Raw genomic sequence first — 25,881 nt, forward strand, 5'->3', positions numbered from 1 at the left:
TAACTATTTAAAATTGAAATTGTAATCCTAATTTATACTGAGAAGAAATAGGATATCTACCTGCATCAATACCTCTAGTACTCAAACCGTTATTTCCTACCTCAGGATCAATACCTGAATACTTTGTAAAGGTTACTGGATTTTGAGCTTGAACATATAATCTCAACCTAGAAGCACCAATTCGTTCTAAAACTTTTTTAGAGAAAGAATACCCTAATTGAACATTTCTTAACCTCACATAAGTTCCATCTTCCATAAAGTAATCTGAAGCCCCTCTATAAGATTTAGAATTTGCTCCATCATTCCAAGGAATATTAGAAGTTGGATTGTTCACCGTCCATGAGTAAAATAAATCTTTATGTGTTCCCGATTGGTACGCATAGGCCTTACTTCCATTCATGATTTCAGCACCAAAAGAACCATACCATTGCATAGAAAAGTCAAACCTCTTGTAATTCGCTGAGAAATTTAAACCCACCTCAAAGTCAGGTGTACCACTTCCCATATAAATTTGATCTTGATCATCAATTACCCCATCTCCATTTTGATCTTTATACATTAACTCTCCCATTCGAGCTGTTGGATCTGTAGATGCTTGATATTCGGCAAGCTGCTCAGCTGTTTTTATAACCCCAATCGTTTCGCGTAAAAAGAACGAAGCTGCTTCATGACCTTCCGTAATAACCGACACATCCTCTGCAGAAGCTCCATTTTTACTTGAAATATGAGAATTATCCAATCTTATCAGGGGATCGGACAAACTTGTTTTCGTTACTATATTATTATTTTGTGTATAGGTAGCCGCTACATTCCAATTAAATCCAGAAGATTTCCCCTTGTGTCTATATTTAACAGCATACTCAACACCTGAATTTTCCATATTACCAATGTTAAAAATAGTTGTTGCATTACTTGCTGTTTCGTTTCCATTAACACCAGTAGAAGGAGCATTTTTAACGGGAAATAATAAATCTTTCTTTTCACTTTTGTAAATATCGGTACTTACGGTAAGTGCATTTCTAAAGAAACCAAAATCGTAACCAATATTTGTTTCCACGTTTGTCTCCCATTTCAAATCTTTATTGTAATATGCCTGCTGCGAAGTCCCTAAGTTATAACTCTCACCTGCTCCAGGTAAACCAGCAGTCGCATTATTACTACCGAAAACATAATTTTTATTTGCTACAACCACAGTTTGGTAGCCGTACAATGCAGACCTATCATTACCTGTTGTTCCAATACTTGCTCTAATTTTAAAAGAGTTTACCACATCTTTCACTGGCTCCCAAAAGAATTCATCTGACACATTCCAGCCTCCAGAAACAGAAGGAAATAACGCCCATCTATTCTCCAAACCAAACTGTGAAGATCCATCATATCTAGCACTAGCACTTAACAAGTACTTTCCGTCATAATTGTATTGAACACGAGCTAAATTCCCTCTATTCACACGAGTCCCATCTCTACCATTACTATCAATCGCGTAAACAACGGCATAATTATCGAATACTGTCGCCGCTGGGTGAATATTATCTCTTTTTTCAACTTGGTAATATTCTGATGTAGACTTCTCGTATGAAAACAAAGCCAAGAACTTAAAGCTATGCTTTTGGATTCTTTTCGTATAATTCACGAAAGCTTCAAACGTTAATTTAGAAGTTGTCAAATCAGAAGTTCTATTTGAAGTAACTTGTGTATTTGGTATCAGCTCTCCATTATTATTATACACCTCAACTTTTGGAGATATTCTAACTCCTTTTTGATCATTATAGGTAGCCCCACCTCTTACCGTAAATTTTAAGTTTTTTGTAGCACTATAATCAAATTGTGCATTTCCTGAATGACTATTAGATGTTCTATCCTCAAAAATCTTAAAATTTCTTGCTACATTGGCTTGTTGTCTTGCAGATCCTATCTCCCAATCATCCAAGTCTTGATCAGAAGCATTTTCAATAACATCTGACTCTAAATCAATATAATCCTGAAAAGGTCTATAATCATAGATCTTATTCATTACATTATTCTGGTTGTTAGGAATTTTCTTACTATCTCTTCTAAAAGTCAATCCAGTTGTAACTTTCCATTTCCCTTTTGTAAAAGTGGTATTAGATCTAACGTTAAATCTTTTATATCCAGAATTAACCATAATCCCCTGTTGATCATAGTAGTTTGCATTGAATGAATATGTCAAGCCTTGAACACCACCAGAAACATTTACCGAATGATTCTGAATGGGAGCTAGATCATTTAAAATAATTTCAGCTAAATCAGTATTGTTTGTAAAATACCTAGCATTTCTATGAATTTCTCCTTCTACCCCTCCTTGAACTTTACCAGAGTTTAAAGAACCTCTTAAGGTTTCAATATAAGTAAACTCTTCACTTGTCATGGCATGTGCATCAGACATAATTTTTTGAACTCCGTATTCAGAATTTACACGAATATTCATCTGACCAACCTTACCTTGCTTGGTGGTTATCAAAATTACCCCATTAGAACCACGAGTTCCATAAATAGAAGCCGAAGCCGCATCCTTTAAAACATCAATTGACTCAATCTCACTAATTGCTAACTGAGGATCAGAATCATAAGGAATACCATCCACTACATATAAAGGAGAACTATTCCCATCTAGCAAAGAACCAAAACCACGAATTAATATGTTCGCTTCTTCACCAGGTGCACCTGAACTAGCAGTTACATTCACCCCAGCCATCTGACCTTGCAATGCTGCTCCTAAATCTGAAGTAGTAGTTTTTTCAAGCTCAGCAGCTTTTACACTTACTACCGCTCCTGTTACCTCCTTCTTCTTTTGAGTACCATAACCTACTACTACAACTTCTTCCAAGGCATTACTTTCTGCTTCTAATACTACATCAACAGTACTTTTACCATTCACCTTAGCCTCAATGGTTGAATAGCCCATAAAACTAAATATCAACGTTGCATCCGCATTCGCTTCAATTTCATAGTTTCCGTCAAAATCAGTAATAGCCCCTTTGTTCACACCTTTCACAAGAACACTCGCTCCTGGGAGGACATCCCCATCCCCAGTAACGGTTCCTTTTACGACAATCTTCTGTGCTTGCGCAAATCCAATCCCCATACATAGCATGAAAGCTAAACATATGGGTTTGGAAATACAACTTGCAAATAATTTGAATTTCATATTATTAAATTAGGTTTAAATTAGTCTAACAAATATCTACAATCATAATTGTAAAACTTAAGACATATGTATCGAAGCATAATACATATGTTTAAAATGTTAAAATCTGTTAATTTAAAACAATACTCAAACAATACTCAATTAACAGATTTCCTATTTTCTTGAATCAAGCTTCACCCCTTAAATTCGTACTAAATATAAACTTGATATTGTTCATTTACTGCAATATAAAAAACATATGTTCTTATTTCTAAAAAACACTCTATGTAATTTAGCTTAGCAGATATAACTAACATACTTTACAATGAAATTATTAAAAATCAGCCTTTTAACCTTTTTCACATCTTTCGTTTTACTTTCTTGTGGAACAAAGTCACAGAAAACATCTCAAAAGGTTTCAAAAACACCCAAATTTGAGGCGAATTGGGAATCCATAAAAAAGAATTACAAAGATCCTGAATGGTTCAACAAAACAAAATTTGGAATCTTTATCCACTGGGGTGCCTATTCTGTACCCGCATTTGGTTCTGAATGGTACCCGAGACAAATGTATATGGATACTGCTGTTTTTACCGCCCAATTAAAATTACAAAAAGAAGGTCCGTCTAAAGAATTTTTGCACCATAAAAAAAACTGGGGTGATCAAAAAGAGTTTGGATACAAGGATTTCATTCCTATGTTCAAAGGAGAAAAGTTCAATGCAGAAGAATGGATCGACTTATTCAAAGAGGCTGGAGCTAAATATGTAATCCCGGTAGCCGATCACCATGATGGTTTTGCAATGTATAAATCTAATACCACAAGATGGAATTCATACGATATGGGACCTAAAAGAGATATTTTAGGAGAACTATTCAAAGCAGGTAGAGAAAAAGGGATGATTATGGGTGCTAGTTCTCATTTTGCTTTCAACTGGTCTTTCTACAATAAAAAAGCTCATTTTGATACGACTGACCCTGCATACGCAGATTTGTACTCTTCTAAAGGAACAGATTTAAGAGAACCTGTTTCTCAAAAATTCTTAAATAGATGGTGGGAAAGAACAAAAGATGTTTTAGATAATTACCAACCGGATATTTTTTGGTTAGACTTCTATGTTGATATTCCTGATTTCCAAAGTGTTCGTCCGAAATTAGCAGCATACTACTATAACAAGGGAATTGAATGGGGTAAAGAAGTCGTTTTACAAGACAAAAACTTCTCACACGAAGCATTTCCAGAAGGTTCAGTTGTTTATGATTTAGAAAGAGGTAAACTACCTGGAATTAGAAAATTACCTTGGCAAACAGATACTTCTATTGGTAAAAACTCTTGGAGTTATGTTACAAACTGGAAGTCTAAAACTACAAATCAAATTGTTGATGATTTAATTGATATCGTTTCTAAAAACGGTTGCCTACTTTTAAATGTTGGTCCGAAATCAGATGGTACTATTCCAGAAGATCAAAAGAAAATTTTATTACAAATTGGTGGATGGTTAAATATTAACGGTGAAGCTATATATGACACTAAATATTGGAAAACTTTTGGAGAAGGTCCAACAGAGGTTAAAAAAGGACATCATTCTGAAGGTAAAAATCAGAAATTCTCGTCTAAAGACATTAGATTTACGCAGCATAATGATAAATTATATGCTATTTTATTAGACTGGCCTACAGATGGTAAAATAAACATAACCTCTTTGGCTAAGGGAAATGAGTTAGCTAAAGGAATCTCTATTGCAAATGTAGAAATCCTAGGAAGTAAAAATAAAATAAAGTGGATGCAAACTGAAAACGGACTTGAGATAAATGCTCCGAAGCAAAAACCATGTGATTATGCTCAAACAGTAAAAATTACATTAAAATAAGTCATCAGACTCCCTTAAAAAGCCATACTAATTCTTTAGTATGGCTTTTTTTGTTTTAATTTACCTGTTAAAAACACCATCACGCATTAAATATTGATTAACCAACTATTCATTTTACGCCATGTTAAACACAATTAAAACAATCTTGCTGGTTTTAACCATTGGAATAGCCACAGCATGTAAAATAAACCACAACAAGGAAACTAAAAAAGACACACCTCTTAAAAAAAACATATTAGTTTTCACTAAAACCAACGGCTACAGACATAAATCTATAGAAGTTGGAATCAGTGCCCTTAAAATTTTAGGGTCTGAAAACAAATGGAATATTCAACTCTCAGAAGATTCTTTAGTTTTTAACACCCAAAATTTATCACAAAAAAATCTGGTACTATTTTTAAATACCACAGGAAATATTTTGGGACCAAAGGAAGAAGCGGCTTTTGAAAAGTACATCCATGAAGGAGGTGCGTTTTTAGGGATCCATTCTGCAACGGATACTGAATACGATTGGCCCTTTTACAAACATATGATTGCTGCGCAATTTGCCTCACACCCCAAACAACAAAAAGCGCGTATTACCAAATCAAAAACATTACAACACCCTGCTACGGATCATTATAGCCATGAATTTGAAAAGTTTGATGAATGGTACAATTTTAAAGAACCTGTTGAGCAACATGCCAATATACTTTTGACACTGGATGAATCAAGCTACACTGGTAAACAAATGCATGCTGAACATCCTATTTGTTGGTACCATCATTACGAAGGAGGAAGAATTTTTTACACAGGTATGGGACATACTGATGCCTCATACTCAAATCCAGATTTTCTAATTCATTTAAAAGAGGGAATCCGATGGTGCTTGGGAGAAACGGAAGTTAAAATTCATCAAGACGGAGAAAATTTATTGGACAAAAGTTTAAGTAAATGGGACGTTTTTATGGGAGGTGTCCATACTTCTGTGGCTATAGATTATGAAAAATCTGACAATGTAAGAACTAGTAAGCCTTTAGGTCTCAATAACGATGTAAAAAACGTTTTCTCAATAATCGAAGAAAATGATGAAAAAATCTTACATATCACAGGTGAAATTTATGGTGGGTTAACAACCAAAAATGAATATCAAAATTATCATTTCCGAACAGAGTTCAAATGGGGAGACAAAAAATGGGAACCTAGACTCAAGGACAAACGAGATAGTGGTATACTGTACCATGCCAAAGGTGTTCATGGCGCATTTTGGAACGTATGGATGGCTAGTTTAGAATTTCAAGTGCAACAAGGCGATTGTGGAGATTTTATTGCCTTAGGTGATGTTTATGGTGATGTTCCTTCCGATGTAAAAGTTAATAACAACGGAAAAAAACATTTCACGTATGCCCCGAAAGGAAAAGAAACTCCTCTAAAATGGGGGCCTGGTTTTGAATCAGGACAAGCAAGCAAGTCACAATTGTTTGAAAACCCAAATGGAGAATGGAATACGCTTGAGCTATATGTACTAGGCGATGAAAGTATCCATTTAGTAAACGGTCATGTTGTAAATCGTGTTAAAAATGCACGGTATGATGTAGGAGGAAAAACCATACCTGTAACAAAGGGTAAAATCCAAATCCAATCGGAAGCAGCTGAAATTTTCTACAAAAACATGCAAATAAAACCGATTCAAAACTTTCCGAAAGAACTAAAAAACAAATAAAAAAAGAAAAAAGGTTTGACCGATGGTCAAACCTTTTTTCTTTAAAATGAATTTATATATTCTGAAAGGTTTTCTGTTCTCTCTAAACCTAGTTTCTTTCTGAGCCTATATCTCGAAGTATGGATACTCTCTACTGAGATCCCTAAAAGAGGTGCCATTTCTTTACTTGAAAAGTTCAAACGAATCAAGGCACATATTTTTAAGTCGGCTGATTTTAGTTTTGGATGCTTTTCCTTTAAATTTTCATAAAAACTTTGATTTATTGAAGTAAACCTAGCCTCAAATTCTTTCCAGTTACTTGAAGAGCTACCCTGAATGGTTTTTACCATTCGACTAATCGTTTTCACGTCTACAGTATCTTTTTGTTGTGATAATTTTGAATTTAAACTATTCAAAAATTCCTCTTTTTCTATCAAGCGCAAGGCAGAACTTGTCAATTCTTTATTTTTCATTTCAAGAATTTCCTCTTGCCTTTTGGTCTCAGCTTCTTGACGCTCTCGAATTACTTGTTTTTCAGCATTATGTTTTTCTCTTAAATTTCTAACAAAGAAAAAAGTAAACACCAAAATCCCTACAATCGAAAAAATTAAAAATATCGTTTTTAAATACCAAATATCTTCTTCATGCTCTAATACTTTCAAGCGCTGTTCATTCTCCTGATCTTTAATCTGTTCTTTAGACAACCTATATTTGTCCTTTATATCAAACAACGGCAAATTATTTTTGTTTTTTATTCCAAAAACTTCGTCGTTCAAACCCTTCTCTTTTTCCAAATAATAAAAAGCCTTTTCATAATCTTTTTGAAGAAGTTTTAACTCTTTCAAAGCCTTAAAAACTTTAATTTTATAATTTGAATGACTTCTATATTTTTTAGAAACCTCTAATGATTTTAAATAAAATTGCTCCGCCTTTGTAATATTCCCCGAAACCTTGTAGGCATCTCCGTACATGTAATAAATTAAAACCAAATAACTCGGGTCATTTTCACCAAAATACTCTTCAGCACTTTCAAGATCATTGAGCCCCTTAGACATGTCACCACGCATACATTTTAAGTACCCCGACTCGGCTTCTAAATAAAAATTTTTAGAATTCAACAGAATATTATTCTTTGCTGTGAGACTACTATCTAAATATTTCTGAGCCTTCTCATAATCGCCTCTTACCCTATGAAAACTTGTTAGAGCAAAATAATCACTCAACATATAGACCTCTGTCAAAATGATATTTTTTCTAAACATTTCTTTATTTAACGCTAACGACATATTTAGATATTTCAAGGCTTCATCATCTCTTTCAAAAAAACTATACAACCATCCTAATCCTTTGTAAATTCTCCCAACTCTTGTAGTAACCTTACCATCTTCTAATAACAACCCTCTCCAATAACTATCATAGGATTTACTATAATTCACATGGTGAGAATAAATATCTCCTACTTCAATCAAACCTTCAACAGCCCTAACGGTATCATTTTTTTCTAGACTTAATTCAATAGATTTATTGTAACAGTCTATCGCTTTGTCCGGCTGAGTAAAAGTTAATTTTCGGGCTAAATAGAATAAAGAATCTCTTTCATTTACCTCCTGAGAATTCATTAACTGAAAACTAAAGAGTACTAAAATAAATAGACTGATATTAATTTTTATCTGAACATTAATTATTTTTTCTAACATAATATTTTCTCTAAAAAATGATATTTATCAATACTTGCAGAATGATACTTAAGAATTCCCTTCAATTGAACTGATAAGATATAAATAAACATTTACATCTCCATAACAAGACAAACAAATCAACAATTATTTTTTTAAAAAATCGATTTCACTACGTATTAATATACACCTGTTTATTTTTTGTCTATATAAAACCTAGTTGACTTATTTACAATTTAAAGTTTCGTCAAGTTGAAGTCAATATAGCTCACAAGGTTTCAATATCAAAAAAATATAAATTTACTTAAACCCAAATTTTTAATAATAAACAAAATTCTTTTGAACCGAATAATTTTTCATCTTAAACGAATACCATGAAAATTTTAAAAAAAATAATTATTCTAACCCTAGGGGTTTCTGCTGGGAGTTACGCCCAAAATATCACCTGGAAAAATAAAGTGGAAACTATTCAAGTATCTGATACTATTTCTATGAAATTGAATTATGATGCAAGACCCTTAAACTTTTTATACATCGATGCAAAACTGCTAGAGGTGGATGCAGAAGGGAATGTAATCAACACCTACAAAAATTCTATTCCAATGCTTAAAACGGTGGAGAATGAAAATTTTGGTACTATTGAATACAAATACATTACATCAACAACAAACCCGCCATTAAAACCTAAACTACCTAAAGGGCATTTTTACAAACTTACTGCATTTATGATTTTAAATAATGCCAGCGATTTTGAATATAAAAGCGACTATTCAATCATTAAACTAAAAAAATAAATAGCTTCTAGAAATAGAATTCCACACTATTTCTCATCCTTCAATCAAAAGTTTTCAATAAATATTCTTCTACCATAGTAGAAGAAACTTATCACATAAAAAGACCGATTTACAAGTGTTTTCACACTGCAAATCGGTCTCAAACCTAAATACTCAACATTACATTACGGACGCAATGGTGTTTTAGAAACACTAATATTATCTATATATAATTTAAATTGATCCATATTTTGGGCATTATTCCCTCTTATCATAAACGAAATAGAACTAGCAGCATCAAACTGAGCATTTGCTGAAGTATACACCCATTCACCTGTTTTAAAATCTGGGGTAAACAATGCATGTGAACCAACTCCCCAATTTGTACCTGGGTTCCAATACACTCTTAAATCAGGAGCACTCGGTAAACTTGGTATAGTTCCATCTACATAGACCCATACTCCAATTTCATAATTTACATTTGCCTCAACATCAAACCTAATAAAATCAGATCCATCGGCAAGTTTATGTCCTAAGATCATTCCATTTCCACCTTCCATAATCGCATATCCACTTTTCAAACCATCTTGGGCTTGAACATCAGAAATATCAAACGTAAAGGTTTCAAAACCACCCCATCCAAGATTTTTCCATGTATCTAATGCACTATTTTCAAAACTATAATCATATTCTGAACCAATCAAAATATTAGATTTCTGATAAACTAAAACATGATCAGTAATGTTACTCACTTTAACAAAATCTGTTGAAGATAGTACGCCTTGTGAATAAGAAACTTTTACAAGGTCATCACTATACACATTTTCTGTTCCTAAATTAAGGACCACAATATTTCCTTCAGTCGTGTCTAATTCTGCACTTACAATAGTAGGCGTAAAAAGGGTACCATTTTCTATTGTTACCATAAAATCATCCTTATTTAAAGTTGTCTCATCAATTTCACGACTAAATTCTAAAGCAATTGCATTCTCCCTTTGATAAACATCATCTAAAGTTACAGGTTGCGAAGAAGGAACAATAGATACAAAATTTGCAACTGTTACCGTATCTGCACTAAAAGGGCGATCTCTTTTAGCTACGAAATTCACTCCAAAAGTTCCAATTTTTTTGTATTTAACATCTATCTCAACATCAGATTCAGAAGTCAAAGGGTCACCGCCTCCAAATGCCCAATTAAAAGCCGCTGGCTCACCAATAGCTGCATATGAGTACCTTACCGTACTTCCCGCCTCTACCTCTTCTTGTGCATTTTCAACAACATTTAATTCACGAATGATATTGCCATCAGAGTCCAACAAACTTGCCTTAACTTCTGCCTCAATAAACGGTAAAACTGATACAACGATGGTAGTATCCAAAACACTACCTTTCAAAATCTCACCGTCATAAGCATCTTTGTAAAATTCTTGGTGTAGTTTAATATCATGATCACCCACAACCTTAAATTGCGTTTTAAAAGTAGATGCTGTAGACACTGTATCATTCGATGTACCTTCAATATCACCAATTCCTTTAGGCAAGGTCCATTTTCTAGAAACAACTCCAGCCGAAACATCCCCGAAAGAAATACTACCATTAATATTTACTCTGTTCTCAAAATCCATTTCCGATGTCACAATTACCCTATGACTTGGAATTATTAGGTCTACTTCTGCCTCGTCTTTACAAGCTGTAAAAACGGCTAACGCAACAAGTAATAAACCATATATATATTTATAATTCATAATGTGTGTTTTAGTTTATAGTTCTTCATTCGTTTGCACTTCTCCTGATGGAATCGGGAAATAATTATGCTGGTTTGGTGTATAGTTTTGCTCACTTAAAAAGAAATCTGGACGGATTCTTTCAGCAATATAAAGAGGTGGTGTATCAAAAATCGTCGCCTTATTTGCTTCTCTCCAAACTTCATCTGCTCTCAACTCTGCATAAACTTCGTCAACAATTCCCCAACGAACCATATCTTTCCATCTATGTCCCTCAAAGCACAATTCTAATGGTCTTTCTACTCTTCTAATGTGCTTCATCACCGTGGCTGCATCTGCTGTTACCATTGGTTGAGAACCATGAACTTGAGTACTAACGTGTAATTGCGGAAATTGACCAGAATTCTCATCCATATATTGCTGAAGTGTTTTTACACCTGCCCTACTTCTAACCATATCTATATACGCAATAGCTGTTGCAAAGTCTCCGGTATCCTCAATAACAGCCTCAGCATACATTAATAATACATCGGCGTATCTAATGTGTCGGAAATTAATTCCAGACCTACTATTTCCGTCTTCTGCTTCTAAAAAGTACCAATTCGTATGCTTTTTCACATATGCACTTTGACCAAATCCCCAACCTTTTGTATCTGTATTTTCTCTTCCGTAGTAATCTCCTTCAAAGTTTTTAGGAGCGATCGATGCTGATAAGCGTCTTGAATGTACATTGCCATCATTTATAGGGTTTGCAGGATCTACCTCATCATACACCATTAATTCATGTAAAAAATAAGAGGCTAAAACTGTATTATACCCTCCATAATTTATTTGACCAAGCGCCCTTGCTAAGGCAGATGCTTCAGCTCCAGTTTCATTTTCAGTATCATCCACAATGGCTCCATTTACACCTGGATTCAATTCACTACTAAAACTAACTTCAAAAATAGATTCAGAATTATGTTCATTGGTATGAGTGAAATTATCAGCTACATCCGAAACAAGACTATACACACCTGAATCTATAACACCTTTAAACTGAGCCGCTGCTTCACTCCACTCTTGGTTGTATAAATATACTTTCCCCAATAAACTCTTGGCAGTTCCTTGAGTTACTCTACTACTTCCTTCAGACCAAGATAATGGCAACCTCGCTGCAGCAAATTCTAAATCAGGTTTGATAACTTGATTTGTTACCTCTTCAATAGTTGATAACGGTTTACTTAAATCTTCTGCTGTTTTAGCTACGTCCGTATGAATCACAGCTTGACCATAAGAATGAACTAATTGGAAATAATAGAAAGCTCTTAAACACCTAGCTTGCGCTTCTATAGAAGCCTTTGCTGTTGCAGAGATCTGTGCCTCTTGGATATTTTCAATAACTTGATTTGCTCTAAAGATTCCAATATACAATTCATTCCATCTGTCAACAACATAATAGGTATTGTCGTTGTAGGTAAGATTCCTAAACGCTGCTGGTCTGTACCATGATTCGGTTCCTGCAATATCACCCAACATCATTTCATGTTGAATCAATGCACCACTAACTCCCTGAAACTGTAAAGCTCCATAAACCGTTGTCAAAGCCGTATTAAACTGCCCTTCAGTTTCCCAAAACGTATCCGTAGAAATTGCATTCGGATTCACTTGCGTTAGAAAACTATCCTCATCACAACTTACCAAAGCCATAAGACTTATAGATAAGAGTATATATTTTTTTAATATTTTCATAATTTATAATATTTTTCAAGAATTAAAATCCTAATTGAACCCCAAGCATAAATCTTCTTGCCACAGGGTAATTCCCTCTATCAACACCTCTTGTAAAGATTCCATCTCCACCAACTTCTGGATCATATCCTTTGTAATTTGTTACAGTCAAAGGATTAAAAGAAGTAACATACAATCTCAATCTATCAATACCTGCCATTTCTTTTGTGTTAGGTACTGTGTATCCTACTGTTGCATTTCTTAACCTAAAATAAGTTCCATCTTCTAAAAACAAATCAGATCTCGCTCTTACATTATTATGATAAGCATTCTGTCTTGCAGTTGCGATATCAGAATTCGGATTTTGTGGAGACCACATACTATAAATATCAGTATGACGAGCATTTGCATAGGCAAACATTTTAGCACCATTGTAAATTTTGGCCCCATGAGAATAATAAGACTGTAGGGTTAAATCAAAACCTTTATACGCAAAGTTAAATGTCAAACCTGCCTCAAACTTAGCTTGCCCGGAACCACTATAAACACGATCATTATCATCGATTTGATTATTCCCATCAACATCTTTATACATCATATCTCCTAATTGAGCTGAACCATCAATATTTTTATAAGCATCTAATTGCTCTTGTGTTTTAATGATCCCATCATGCTGTACTAAGAAAAATGCACCCGCTTCATAACCTTCAGCTAAAAATGTTGTATAATCTACATTTGTTCCCATTGATGTTACTGGACGTCCATTTCCATAACCTCTACTAACACCGTCAAGGTTGGTTACTTCATTCTTGTTCTGAGTAAAAGTACCAACGATACCGTATTTCAATCCAAAGTCTGTTTGATCATTATAATTGATAGCCAACTCAATACCTTTATTGTACATGTTTCCGGCATTAACAGTAATCACATCATATAACCCTTCTGTTCTTGGGTGATAAGTTCCTGTTGATGGAGCGATACTCTTTCTCAACAACATATCCTCCTTATCATTGTAATAATAATCCGCAGTAATATTCAATTTGTTATTAAACATTCCAATGTCTACACCAATATTTCTAGAAATAGTAGTTTCCCACTTTAAATTGCTATCCACATATTTTCTTTGCACAGAACCGAACTCTAAATCTTCAGCCGATGTAAATGGATAATTCACACCCGATTGAATTGTGGCAGTTGTTGAATAAGGCCTCACTGTTTGATTCCCTACTTCTCCGTAACTGGCTCTTAATTTCAAACTATTCATTACCCTTGAACGGAAAAAATCTTCGTTATGAATATTCCAACCAGCAGAAATCCCTGGAAAAGTACCATATCTATTTTCTTCAGAAAAATTTGACGAACCATCTCTCCTAATACTTGCTGACACTAAATACTTACCATCATAATTATACATCACACGGAATAATTTCCCAGAGAGTGTTGTTGTTTCATCTTTACTAGTCGGTTTCACACCTTCACTTGCAGATGCAAATGTTCTCAAATCGTTACTAGTTTGCTCACTAAAAATAGCGCCCACTCCCATTTCACGATAATTAAATTGCTCATAAGAAATTACCCCTAAAAACTGAAGATTGTTCTTACCAAAACTCTTTTTATAGTTTAAGATATTTTCAATCGTTTGTCTTTGCGACCATATATAATCTTCATCTAAAAGAGCATTAATTCTAGAAGCTCCCGGATTTAATTCTCCTTGATTATTATAGGCTAAAATTTGCGGTCTGTAGAATACTCTTTTATTTTCCCATGAGTTTGTACCTAAATTCAGTTTATAAGAAAACCCTTTAAAAATTTCATACTCTGCATTAAACGCAAAATTCAACGTTTTAGTTGTTCTCTCATCAGTGTTTTGCATTTGATTTGACAGGTAACTATACTGAATTTCATTATCTGGTGGCAAAACTACCCCTGTATCTCCTACAGGAGTTAAAGAGTTCAATGGAGCTCTCCAAGGCTTTTGAACAATCGCTTGTTCATATAAAGCCCAAGGCTCTTGAGTTCTATTCTCTGTAGAAAACCCAACCGTAGTAAACACTTTTAATTTTCCTTTATTAAACTGCCCTGTAATTCTATTTGCCAATCTATCGAAGCCTGAATTTATCAAAACTCCTTCTTGCTTAAAATAATTTGTATTTAAATTAAATGTCAAGTTTTTCACACCTCCGGATATCTGCAAATTATAATTGCTTATTTCGGCATTATTATTTTGAACATCCCCTACAAAATCAGTGTCATAATCCAATGCATCAGGAGTAATGATAAACGTTGTTGGTTTTCTACCTAAAGCCGCTAAGGTTACATCCTCAATGTACAATTGCTGATTAGTATTCATTAAAGGAGTACCAGAGGTAATATTTTGAATTCCTGTGTAGGTATTGAAGTTTATTTTCATTTTCCCTACTTCACCACGTTTGGTAGTAATCAATATTACTCCATTAGAACCTCTTGTTCCATAGATAGCTGCAGAGGCACCATCTTTTAGGATATCAATACTTTGAATTTGATCAGGAGAAATATTTGGATTCCCCTCATAAGGGACTCCATCAACTACATAAAGAGGTCCCAAACCATCTGAGTTCAAAGATCCTAAACCACGGATTTGAACATTTGCTGCTTCCCCAGGTCTTCCGCTGTTTGCTTGTACATTCACACCTGCAACTTGTCCTTGTAATGCGCTTCCAACATCAGCAACGGGTGCGATATCTATAACATCTGAAGTAATTTTAACAACTGCACCAGTAACTTCTTTTTTCTTTTGAGTTCCATACCCAATAACAACAACTTCTTCTAAAGCAGCTACGTCAGCCTGCATGGTAACATCATAAGAACTTGCCGCAGCCACAACTAACTCACTTTGTTTATAACCAACATAGCTATACACTATCACATCCTCAGTGGATACATTTAACTCGTACAAACCATCAAAATCGGTTATTGTACCATTAGAAGTGCCTTTTACCAAGACACTAACACCAGGAAGAGGGCCGTCCTTATCAGACACCTTTCCTTTAATTGCATTTTTTTGTGCTTGGATAAAACCAACACTCATTAACAACAGTGTTGTCAATAAAATCTTGGTATCCCAATTTGCACATAAATTGAATTTCATATTTTTTTCGATTAAAGTTTAGTCCTACAAATATGACCTTTAGCCAAAGTGATTTTTCAGAACTCTACTAGACTTAAACCCTACGAAATGTAATATTCATGGAAAAAATCTATTTTTTTACATAGACAATATATAAACTTAAACTTGACTAAAACCCTATTTTACTGAGGTTGACAAGCACCCTGGACGAAATCCCTAAATGTTTCTAAAAATACAAGTTCACAAGTATAACTAATCCATCATAGAGTTTCTAAAACCACACCGATCCCCCTTTATTTAAATAAAAAAAGTTACCCTTTAGCCCTGATACAATCCAACCGATCCAATAAATGGAATGCTTTTACTAATCCAAGCTCATCTAGTTTTATTCAATCCATTTTTTCTGATTGTAAAAAAAACATCACAAACTGTTGTGATATTATCTAGTGTTAAAATATTTTTTCAAGATCTACCCGAAGTAAATTTGTAATTGAACTAAAACCAACAAAATCAATGAAACAAATAACCTTATTAATTATGTTTTTCTTAAACTTTTGTGCTTTTGCGCAAACTCAAGTTGACATAAAATTAAACGTACGTCATAAAACTGGAGAAATAGACAGCTTTGACCGAACAAAATTCATAACAATTCACGCCAATCATACCGAAACAGAATGGGATGGTGATAATTTTGTAGATGATTTAAGGAATGATTTTCTTAACGGATATGACGTCTATTTAGGGAGAGATACAGGAGGAATTACCTGGAATTTAAATTACATGCCAGAAGACACGGCGAGACCTGGTTTTGCAGACCCAACTAGCATCACTACAAAGGGAACTAATTCAAAAAACACTTATGCCACTAAAACAGCAATTCACCCCTACGAGGCAAGAAGAAACCATGTTATCGCTGCACAATTGCATCCTTTTTGGACAGGAGAAAGTCAAGTCCCTACAAAACTTGGCTGGGAACTTGCGAACGCAACTGCAACTGGGGAATATATGGGTAGATATTTCAATGCCTTTCATGGCGGAAACGGTCAGCCTCAACCACAATGGGTAGAGGTTATAAATGAACCTGCATATGAAGCACTCGGTGGAAAAACAGACTATACAAACTCACTCCAAGAGATTGCTGAATTTCATGTAGATGTAGCAGACGCAATACGTGCCCAAAATGAAAACTTGCTTATTGGTGGATACACCGTAGCTTTTCCTGATTTTGAAACAGGAGATTTCCAAAGATGGAACAACAGAGATAAATTATTTATTGATGTAGCAGGGACAAAAATGGACTTTTGGTCATGGCATTTATATGATTTCCCTGCGTTTGGAGGAAAAGTAGACTTAAGATCTGGTAGTAACTTAGAAGCTACTTTTGATATGAATGACCAGTACAGTATGATGACATTAGCACACACAAAACCCTATGTTATTTCAGAATACGGAGCGCAGACCCATGATTACAACAACCAAGGATGGAGCCCATATAAAGACTGGCTATTTTTGAAAGCTCAAAATTCAATGATGCTTTCTTTTATGGAAAGACCTGATCATATTGCAATCGCAATTCCATTTACTCCAGTAAAAGCAGAATGGGGATATAACGATAGCAAAGATATTCCTTACAATGCAAGACTAATGCGAAAAACGAATGAACCAGATAGTTACACTGGCGAATGGGTTTACACAAACAGAGTTAAATTCTATCAATTATGGCAAAACGTTAAAGGAACACGAATTGATACAAAATCTGATGATTTAGATATCTTAGTAGATGCCTATATAGATGACAACAAAGCATATATTATCCTTAACAATCTTGAATTCAACGAAAAATCAATAGACTTAAACCTATTTGATACCGAAGACATATCGATTTCAAATATCTATAAAAGACATCTCACACTGATTGACAACGTTCCTGTTCTTGAAGAGGAAACAATCGCGTCTAATACCCAAAACATAAATCTTGGAGCAGAGTCTACAATGATTTTAGAATATACTTTTGATTCTAATGTAACAATAGATCAACTGAATGAAGAAAAAAAATACTACGCAACTAGTTACTTACAACCTATTATCGCAAACCAATCCATAAACTTTAGCATCAACTCAATTGAAAAAAACGATACTGGAGAGGCTATTCTAAGACTTGGCTTAGGAAGAGATCACGGATCTAGTCTTACTCCTACTGTTACTGTAAACGGAACTGCCGTTGCAGTACCTACCGACTATAGAGGTTACGATCAAGCTGATAAAAACAGATTTTTTGGAGTGATTGAAATACCCGTTGCATGGGAAATTCTAACTTTTAACAACACTGTAGATGTAACATTCCCAGACTCAGGGGGACATGTGAGTAGCGCCATTTTTCAAATATTTAATTATTCTGAAGAAGAAGAAGTAACAGAACCTTTTTGTACATGGAAAAACAAGGTTACCAATATTGCTCCAGGTCAAAACCTAGATCTTACGATTGATTACAATACTGCAGGAAAAGATCTTGCCTATATGCAAGTTGCACTTCAAGAAATGAACTCTTCTTGGTCCGTTGTGAACACCTACACCCCGATTTACCCTGCAACTAATGACTCTCCTAACCAACAAGAAATAGAGACAACCTATACTATAGACGAAAGTGCTACTCCTACTGAAAATTTACCTGATGGAAATTTTTACTTGATGAAAATTTTTATTTCAATGGATAACAATGCAAGTTTTGCAAATGACAATACTCAGGTAATAATGGATACGGAAATTGCTTCCGTCTTAAACATAAATAAAAATAAAAACTTAAGGATTCATCCCAACCCGGTAAAAGATATTCTTCACCTTGATACTAACAAGAAATCAATCTCGTTTAAAATTTACTCTATAAACGGAAAAGAAATAAAATCCGGTCAAACAGAAGGTTCTATTGAAGTCTCAAACCTAGACATGGGTATGTATGTTTTGATCACAGATTTTGGCATCGAAAACTTTATTAAAAACTAAAAAGATACTTTTAATTAATTTTTCATTCGAATCTCAGAATAGAAATCTTAAAGCTTAAGAAATCGAAATATCCAAAAGATATCTAGATTTTTTGAGCTTTTGTTTTATATGTACAGATTTTGTCTAGACAGTATCTTTTTGAATAACTTAAAATAATAAGATTTTTATACCCTTAATAAAAGCCTCGAAATATTTCTATTCCTAGGCGTTACAATTTTAACTATTATGAAAAATTCCATTCTATTATTTTTAATGTCTGCATTTCTGCTTTCTTGTACTACTAAACAAAATGTTATACAAGAACGGGAAATAGACTTTAATTTTGGATGGAATTTCTATTTATCACAAGATAATTTAGCGATCAACCAATTGGAAAACAAAAAATTTCAAGAAGTACAATTACCTCATGATTGGGCTGTAGCGAATGAATTTGATGAATCCTTAGGTAAAGATGCAATTGGAACAGGGTATTTAGCTTCTAAAGGCTATGGATATTATCAAAAGAAGTTTGATTCTCCATCAAATCGAGAACAATTAGTTTATGTGTTATTCGATGGGGTTTACAACAACTCTGAAGTGTACATAAACGGAAATAAATTAGGATCTCACCCATATGGTTATTCGCCGTTTTATTATGAGATTTCTGCGTATCTAAATTCTAATGGAAAATCCAATTCAATTATTGTGAAAATTGATCATACCCGATTTGCTGATAGCAGATGGTACACTGGTGCCGGAATTTACAGAAACGTAAAACTAATCACTACGCATAAAGTTCATATTCCTATTTGGGGAACCTTTATTACAACTCCAGAAGTTACAGAAGAACAAGCAATAGTAAATTTAAACACTACAATTAACAATCAATCTTCAGAGGATCAAACACTTTCTATTGAAACTAACATATTAGATTCCAACGGAACCCTTGTTAAAAGCGATACGCAAAGCATCAAACTAAAACAAAACACAAACGGCCAAATTACTCAAGAGATAAATATTAACAAACCCCAACTATGGTCCGTTAACAACCCTAAGCAATATAGAGCAATAACAAGCATCAGATCAAATGGAACCATAGTAGACAAAAAAATTACTGCATTTGGAATCAGATCTATTAGATTCGATACCGATAAAGGATTTTTCTTGAATGGCGAAAACATGAAAATCAAAGGAGTTTGTATTCATCATGATGCAGGAATGGTTGGTACCGCTATACCAAAAGGAGTCCTTAAAAGAAGATTAGAAATATTAAAAGATGGAGGTGTCAACGCCTTAAGAATCTCACATAATCCAGCTTCCAATGAATTATTAGACCTTTGTGATGAAATGGGCTTTTTAGTACAAGACGAATTTTTTGATGAATGGGACAACCCAAAAGACAAAAGATACAATCAAAATGAATCTAAAAGTACCGATTACATAACAAGAGGCTACGTAGAACATTTTCAAGAATGGGCTAAGAAAGATCTCCAAGCCGTTGTTTTAAGTCATCGAAACCATCCTTCCATATTTCAATGGAGTATTGGAAATGAAATTGAATGGACCTATCCTAGAAATGCAGAAGCAACAGGTTTTTTCAATAATATGAGCTGGCAAGGAAATTATTTTTGGTCAGAGCCACCTCACTCTGTTGCTGAAATAAAACATCAATTAGAAACGTTACCTAAAGAGAAATATGACATCGGAAAAACGGCTCAAAAGTTATCTAAGTGGACAAAAGAATTAGATACAACCAGACCTATTACCGCGAATTGTATTTTACCTTCTGCCAGCCATTTATCTGGCTATGCTGATGCTTTAGATATCGTAGGGTATAGTTACAGACGTGTATTGTATGATTACGGACACAAAAACTACCCAGACAAACCAATTATGGGGACAGAAAATTTAGCCCAATATCATGAGTGGAAGGCTGTTTTAGAAAGACCTCATATTGCTGGAATATTTTTATGGACAGGTTTTGATTATATGGGTGAAATTAGAGAACCATGGCCGGTACGTGTTCAACCATCTGGATTGTTAAACACGGCAGGTTTCAAAAAAGGCTCTTATCACATGATGAAAACCCTATGGAACGAGAATCCTCATATCTTTATTGCTACTCAAAATATTGAAAAGTCATTAAACAAAATTGACTCTAAAGGTACTATCGTTGCGAAAAACCCAGAATTATGGAAAAGAGCTTTATGGCAATGGTATGATATTAACGAACACTGGAACTATAATGAAAACGAAATGATTTCAACTGAAATCTATAGTAATTGTGAGGAAGTTGAATTATTTCTCAATGACAAATCTCTAGGAAAGAAAAAGCTTGCAGATTTTGAAGATCACATATACAAATGGGGAGTACCTTATAAAGAAGGGACTTTAATTGCCAAGGGAGTTAAAAACGGTAAGAAAATCTCAACATCACTAACAACTGCAAAATTGGCATCCAAAATCACTTTGAATCCTGATAAAAAAGAAATCTCTCCGAATAATTATGATGTTGTTCATATTGAGGTTCAATTAACGGACTCGAAGGGAAACCCTGCCAAAACAGATGATAAGGAAATTACTTATACCATTGAAGGCCCAGCAAATTTTTTAGGTATTGACAATGGTTGGAAAAAAAGTACACAAAAATTCCAAACCAACATCAACACTACCCATCAAGGGAGAACTTTACTTATTTTACAAGCACAAAACACAAAAGGAGAACTTATCATAACCGCAACAGGTAACGGTTTAGAAACTGCCAAAACACAAATTCTAATTAAGTAAAACAAAAAATTAGCTTTACCATTCTTGTTAAAGCTAATTTTATTTTATGTTTCCGCTAAATAGTATCAGCATAAAAAATAATATTACTTTTGTTACAAATCAACCAAAAAAGCATGACTGAAGAAAAAAGCGAAACTAAATCAAGCTACAATGTTCCAAATTTAGAACGTGGGCTCTTGATTATTGAACTATTAGCTGTTCATACACAAGGATTAACTTTATCTGAAATCATTCAGTCCTTGGATATTTCAAAATCCAGTGCTTTTCGAATCACAAGTACATTGATTTTTAAAAATTACTTGCAGAAAAACGAGACAACTAAAAAAATAACACTTTCTAGAAAAATACTAACGCTAGGTATCTCCTCAATAAACGAACAAAGTATTGTTGAAATGTCTATAGATGTGATGCGTGCTCTACGTGATGAATTAAAAGAATCAGTGATGCTAGGTGTTCTATTAGGTTCTAAAGGAACAATTTTAGAACAGGTATCCTCTTCATACCCTGTAAAACTTTTTGTTGAACAAGGAACGCAATTTAGTTTGCATAGTTCTGTAGGCGGTAAAAGTATTTTGGCTTACTTACCAGAACCTGAAAGCAACAAAATATTAAAGGGCAAAACACTTCACAAATATACAGAGAACACCATAACCTCGATAAAAGATTTTAAGGAAGAATTAAAGAAAGTCAAAAAAACTGGATATGCCATTGATAACGGAGAAGACATTCAAGGTATTCACTGTATTGGTGCTCCTATTTTTAACGAACAAGGAACCCCTGTAGCTGCTATTTGGATCACCGCACCCCATGGTAGATTACCACATAGTGAGTTTGACAACAAAGGAAAAATTATTGCTGATTACGCTTTTGAAATTTCAACTAAACTGGGATATTTAGGAAAATAATTTCCTCTACCATTCTTTTTTGCACTGCTCAATACACGAAAAAGTCTATTTATAGCCTAGATCAAACACGTCTAAAAACTAGACAAAAATTCAACATACATCGGTTTCATATATAAATTCAGTTTCTTATTCGAATAAACCATTAACATTTTATATATTTGTTTCATATTAGAAACAAGTTTTTTATTTGAAACAAAATATATTATAAAATGAAAGCAACACAATACGAAGGAAACAAGACTTTTTCAGTTGTTGAGAAAAGTGTAGAGGAACCAAAAAAAGGCGAGGTTAGAATAAAAGTAGCTTATTCAGGTGTTTGTGGTACTGATGTACATATTTACCACGGAATGATGGACCAAAGAGTTGACATGCCGCAAACTATCGGGCATGAAATGTCTGGTACTATTGACGCTATTGGGGAAGATGTTAATAATTACGCTATAGGCGATAAAGTTGTGGTGCGACCTCTTGATGATTCTAAAGCAAAACCATCTGACAAAGGATTCAATCATATTTGTGAAGAATTAAACTTCATCGGAATTGATAGTCCAGGATCTATGCAACAATATTGGAATGTACCTGCTTTCACATTACACAAATTGAAAGAAAATACCGATTTAAAATTAGCGGCATTAATTGAACCATTATCAGTTGCAACACATGATGTTCGATTAAGTGGATTGGTAGCGGGTGAAACTGCCGTTGTATTAGGTGGTGGACCTATCGGGCTATTGGTAGCAATGGTTGCAAAAGAAGTAGGTGCTCAGGTAATTATTTCAGAAGTAAACCCAACACGTATCGCAAAAGCTAAAGAATTAGGTTTTGATGCAGTGAGTCCGTTAGAGGTTGATTTAGTGGAATATGTTCATGGGAAAACTGATGGTCGTAAAGCAGATGTTGTATTTGAAGTTGCAGGAGTTCAACCAGCTTTGGATGTTATGACAGAAGTAGCAGGAATTAGAGGAAGAATTGTAATGGTTGCCATTCACGGTGTGAAAAAAGAAATTGATCTTTTCAAATTCTTTTGGAAAGAATTAAAACTAATTGGAGCTCGTGTGTATGAAAGAGAAGATTATGAAAAATCTATCGCGCTAATTACAGCAAATGAATTGCCTTTTGAAGCTATGATTACAGACGTTCAACCGCTATCAAACATACAACAAGTATTTGAAAACATCGACAAGAACCCTGATGGCTTAAAAGTATTAATGGACTGTCAACTTTAATTTTAAACACAAATGTCAGTTCGAATGATTTATTGAGATTAAAAAATCATATCGAAAACATTTACATATAACTAACAACATGAGTATCTTAAATAAATTTAATTTAGAAGGAAAAACAGCTTTAGTAACAGGTTGTAAACGTGGAATCGGAAAAGCAATGGCTATTGGTTTGGCTGAGGCCGGAGCAAATATCATTGGAGTATCTGCTTCATTAGAGCTAGAGGGGAGTCAAGTAGAAAAAGACGTTAAAGCCTTAGGAAAGAATTTCCAAGCATACCAATGTGATTTTTCTGATAGAAAATCTTTATACAAATTTATCGCTGAAGTAAAAGAAGACCACCCTCAAATAGACATCTTAGTCAATAATGCTGGTACTATTTTAAGAGCACCAGCAGCTGAACATCCAGATGAAATGTGGGACAAAGTAATTGAGGTAAACCAAAATGCTCAATTTATTTTAACAAGAGAAATTGGAAAAGAAATGGTAGCTCGTGGTGAAGGTAAAATTATTTTCACGGCCTCATTACTAACATTCCAAGGAGGAATTACAGTACCTGGGTACGCTGCTTCCAAAGGAGCCATTGGTCAAATGACTATGGCATTTGCCAATGAGTGGGCTGGTAAAGGAGTAAATGTAAATGCAATTGCACCAGGTTATATTTCTACAGACAATACAGAAGCATTAAGAAATGACCCAGTGAGATCTGAGTCTATTTTATCAAGAATTCCAGCAGGTAGATGGGGTAACGCCGAAGATTTTGCAGGACCTACAGTGTTTTTAGCATCAGAAGCTGCCGCCTACATGAATGGAACTACCATGCTAGTAGATGGTGGATGGATGGGTAGATAATTCAAAAATATTCAATGAGACTAATTTTAATCAAGATAAACACAATCATACAATCGCTTTGCTTACTAGCGGTTGTATGTGGTGTTTGTCACCAAATTTCCGCGCAACAAAAACCAAATATCGTATTCATCCTTTCTGATGATGCAGGATATGCTGATTTTGGTTTTCAAGGAAGTAAAGATTTTAAAACTCCTAACCTAGATGCATTAGCAAAAAGCGGAGTTAGGTTTACACAAGCGTATGTATCTGCGGCGGTATGTGGACCTTCTAGAGCCGGAATATTAACCGGACGATACCAACAAAAGTTTGGATTTGAAGAAAACAATGTTCCTGGATACATGAGTCACTCCGGACTTACAGGAGATGCAATGGGTTTACCCATAGACGAAACTACAGTAGCCGATTACCTAAAAGAATTAGGGTATACCACTGCAATTTTCGGAAAATGGCATATGGGTAATGCGGATCGATTCCATCCAACAAAAAGAGGTTTTGACACCTTTTATGGTTTTAGAGGTGGTGCAAGAAGTTATTATGAGGTTGACAAAGAAAGTCCAAAATTTGAAGCTGACAAACAACTTGAAACTGGTTTTGAGAATTATCAAGAAAGTGAACTTTATTTAACAGATGCTTTAGCTAACGAAACTTCTGAATTTATTGAAAAAAACAAAAACAACCCTTTTTTCGTTTATCTTTCCTTTAACGCTGTTCACACGCCAATGGAGGCAAGAGAAGACGACCTAAAGAAGGTACCAAAACACTTAACAGGAAAAAGAAGAACCCTTGCTGCTATGACAATAGGGTTGGATAGAGCTTGTGGTGTTGTTTTGGATAAAATTAAAGAATTAGGACTGGAAAAAAACACTCTAATTGTTTTTGCTAATGACAATGGGGGACCTACGGACTCCAATAAATCTTGTAACGCCCCATTAAGCGGAACCAAAGCGAATCATCTTGAGGGAGGTATAAGAATTCCATTTTTAATGTCATGGAAAGGCAAACTTGAAAAAAAACAAGTCTATACAAAACCTATAAGCACCTTAGATCTTTTACCAACATTTGTATCAATTGCAGGTGGAACAATAGAAGACAAACCACATCTAGATGGAGTTAACCTTATCCCCTATTTAGAGGAAAAAAATTCAAAGACACCTCATGAAACTTTGTATTGGAAAAAAGAATCTAGAGCGGCGATAAGACACAATGAATACAAGCTGATTAGATTCCCTGATCGTCCCGCTGAATTATACAACATTGAACAAGACATTTCGGAAATAAATGATTTGGCTTCTGAAAACCCAGAAAAAGTTAAAGAATTATATAAAAAATTATTTGAATGGGAATTGACTTTGGAAAGACCTCTTTGGCAATTAAAGAGACTTTACGAGGGAAAAGCCGCCATTCGAATGGACAACAATAGAAAAGAAAAATTAAAAAAATAATATA

Annotated in this window: 14 protein-coding genes; 9 read left to right on the forward strand and 5 right to left on the reverse strand. The window is 34.4% G+C overall.

All coding sequences use genetic code 11. From position 1 onward, the window contains the following. Positions 1-7: 7 nt before the first annotated feature. Positions 8-3,169 carry a SusC/RagA family TonB-linked outer membrane protein gene (locus tag AC2DZ0_RS06720; protein WP_484644507.1) on the reverse strand — a complete coding sequence of 1,054 codons (3,162 nt, stop codon included), beginning with the start codon at positions 3,167-3,169 and terminating at the stop codon, positions 8-10. Between the two features lie 304 nt (positions 3,170-3,473). Here AC2DZ0_RS06720 and AC2DZ0_RS06725 point away from each other — a divergent pair, with 304 nt between their 5' ends. Beyond that, complete coding sequence (locus AC2DZ0_RS06725) at positions 3,474-5,018, forward strand: alpha-L-fucosidase (RefSeq protein WP_484644509.1); 1,545 nt, start codon at positions 3,474-3,476, stop codon at positions 5,016-5,018. Between the two features lie 121 nt (positions 5,019-5,139). Further along, positions 5,140-6,720, forward strand: coding sequence for a ThuA domain-containing protein (locus AC2DZ0_RS06730; RefSeq protein ID WP_484644511.1), 1,581 nt, complete (start codon positions 5,140-5,142; stop codon positions 6,718-6,720). A 41-nt stretch (positions 6,721-6,761) separates the two neighbouring features. On the opposite strand, the gene AC2DZ0_RS06735 is transcribed toward AC2DZ0_RS06730, so the two are convergent. Further along, the gene (locus tag AC2DZ0_RS06735; RefSeq protein ID WP_484644513.1) at positions 6,762-8,396 is read right to left on the reverse strand and encodes a tetratricopeptide repeat protein; all 1,635 of its coding nucleotides are present in this window, start codon (positions 8,394-8,396) and stop codon (positions 6,762-6,764) included. Between the two features lie 353 nt (positions 8,397-8,749). On the opposite strand from AC2DZ0_RS06735, the gene AC2DZ0_RS06740 reads away from it, so the two are divergent. Continuing rightward, positions 8,750-9,169 carry a hypothetical protein gene (locus AC2DZ0_RS06740; protein WP_484644515.1) on the forward strand — a complete coding sequence of 140 codons (420 nt, stop codon included), beginning with the start codon at positions 8,750-8,752 and terminating at the stop codon, positions 9,167-9,169. Between the two features lie 164 nt (positions 9,170-9,333). Here the strand turns inward: AC2DZ0_RS06740 and AC2DZ0_RS06745 are convergent, their stop codons facing one another. From AC2DZ0_RS06745 to AC2DZ0_RS06755, 3 genes are read right to left on the reverse strand one after another with little or no spacing between them, the layout of a single operon-like run. After that, positions 9,334-10,893, reverse strand: coding sequence for a PKD domain-containing protein (locus AC2DZ0_RS06745; RefSeq protein ID WP_484644517.1), 1,560 nt, complete (start codon positions 10,891-10,893; stop codon positions 9,334-9,336). Positions 10,894-10,908: 15 nt separating this feature from the next. Beyond that, positions 10,909-12,603, reverse strand: coding sequence for a RagB/SusD family nutrient uptake outer membrane protein (locus tag AC2DZ0_RS06750; protein WP_484644519.1), 1,695 nt, complete (start codon positions 12,601-12,603; stop codon positions 10,909-10,911). A gap of 22 nt (positions 12,604-12,625) precedes the next feature. Beyond that, positions 12,626-15,709: a SusC/RagA family TonB-linked outer membrane protein gene (locus AC2DZ0_RS06755; protein WP_484644520.1), complete on the reverse strand. Its 3,084-nt coding sequence runs from the start codon at positions 15,707-15,709 to the stop codon at positions 12,626-12,628. A 492-nt stretch (positions 15,710-16,201) separates the two neighbouring features. Here AC2DZ0_RS06755 and AC2DZ0_RS06760 point away from each other — a divergent pair, with 492 nt between their 5' ends. The 6 genes from AC2DZ0_RS06760 (at position 16,202) to AC2DZ0_RS06785 (ending at position 25,877) form a co-directional block, all read left to right on the forward strand. Continuing rightward, entirely contained in the window at positions 16,202-18,688 is a 2,487-nt protein-coding gene (locus tag AC2DZ0_RS06760; RefSeq protein ID WP_484644521.1) for a T9SS type A sorting domain-containing protein, read from the forward strand. A 225-nt stretch (positions 18,689-18,913) separates the two neighbouring features. Next, positions 18,914-21,454: a glycoside hydrolase family 2 TIM barrel-domain containing protein gene (locus tag AC2DZ0_RS06765; RefSeq protein WP_484644522.1), complete on the forward strand. Its 2,541-nt coding sequence runs from the start codon at positions 18,914-18,916 to the stop codon at positions 21,452-21,454. 113 nt (positions 21,455-21,567) lie between these two features. Continuing rightward, a complete protein-coding gene (locus tag AC2DZ0_RS06770; RefSeq protein WP_484644523.1) occupies positions 21,568-22,359 on the forward strand; it encodes an IclR family transcriptional regulator in 792 nt (263 codons plus the stop codon). Between the two features lie 209 nt (positions 22,360-22,568). Further along, the gene (locus AC2DZ0_RS06775) at positions 22,569-23,585 is read left to right on the forward strand and encodes a zinc-dependent alcohol dehydrogenase (protein ID WP_484492277.1); all 1,017 of its coding nucleotides are present in this window, start codon (positions 22,569-22,571) and stop codon (positions 23,583-23,585) included. A gap of 85 nt (positions 23,586-23,670) precedes the next feature. After that, positions 23,671-24,435 carry an SDR family NAD(P)-dependent oxidoreductase gene (locus AC2DZ0_RS06780; RefSeq protein WP_484492487.1) on the forward strand — a complete coding sequence of 255 codons (765 nt, stop codon included), beginning with the start codon at positions 23,671-23,673 and terminating at the stop codon, positions 24,433-24,435. A gap of 14 nt (positions 24,436-24,449) precedes the next feature. After that, positions 24,450-25,877, forward strand: coding sequence for a sulfatase (locus tag AC2DZ0_RS06785; protein WP_484644525.1), 1,428 nt, complete (start codon positions 24,450-24,452; stop codon positions 25,875-25,877). Positions 25,878-25,881: the final 4 nt, after the last annotated feature.

This window comes from Flavicella sp. IMCC45668, assembly GCF_057219105.1.

Excerpts from the sequence above, each read along its gene's own strand:
- AC2DZ0_RS06720 (WP_484644507.1), bottom strand. The coding sequence starts at position 3,169 with ATGAAATTCAAATTATTTGCAAGTTGTATTTCCAAACCCATATGTTTA.
- AC2DZ0_RS06725 (WP_484644509.1), top strand. The coding sequence starts at position 3,474 with ATGAAATTATTAAAAATCAGCCTTTTAACCTTTTTCACATCTTTCGTT.
- AC2DZ0_RS06730 (WP_484644511.1), top strand. The coding sequence starts at position 5,140 with ATGTTAAACACAATTAAAACAATCTTGCTGGTTTTAACCATTGGAATA.
- AC2DZ0_RS06735 (WP_484644513.1), bottom strand. The coding sequence starts at position 8,396 with ATGTTAGAAAAAATAATTAATGTTCAGATAAAAATTAATATCAGTCTA.
- AC2DZ0_RS06740 (WP_484644515.1), top strand. The coding sequence starts at position 8,750 with ATGAAAATTTTAAAAAAAATAATTATTCTAACCCTAGGGGTTTCTGCT.
- AC2DZ0_RS06745 (WP_484644517.1), bottom strand. The coding sequence starts at position 10,893 with ATGAATTATAAATATATATATGGTTTATTACTTGTTGCGTTAGCCGTT.
- AC2DZ0_RS06750 (WP_484644519.1), bottom strand. The coding sequence starts at position 12,603 with ATGAAAATATTAAAAAAATATATACTCTTATCTATAAGTCTTATGGCT.
- AC2DZ0_RS06755 (WP_484644520.1), bottom strand. The coding sequence starts at position 15,709 with ATGAAATTCAATTTATGTGCAAATTGGGATACCAAGATTTTATTGACA.
- AC2DZ0_RS06760 (WP_484644521.1), top strand. The coding sequence starts at position 16,202 with ATGAAACAAATAACCTTATTAATTATGTTTTTCTTAAACTTTTGTGCT.
- AC2DZ0_RS06765 (WP_484644522.1), top strand. The coding sequence starts at position 18,914 with ATGAAAAATTCCATTCTATTATTTTTAATGTCTGCATTTCTGCTTTCT.
- AC2DZ0_RS06770 (WP_484644523.1), top strand. The coding sequence starts at position 21,568 with ATGACTGAAGAAAAAAGCGAAACTAAATCAAGCTACAATGTTCCAAAT.
- AC2DZ0_RS06775 (WP_484492277.1), top strand. The coding sequence starts at position 22,569 with ATGAAAGCAACACAATACGAAGGAAACAAGACTTTTTCAGTTGTTGAG.
- AC2DZ0_RS06785 (WP_484644525.1), top strand. The coding sequence starts at position 24,450 with ATGAGACTAATTTTAATCAAGATAAACACAATCATACAATCGCTTTGC.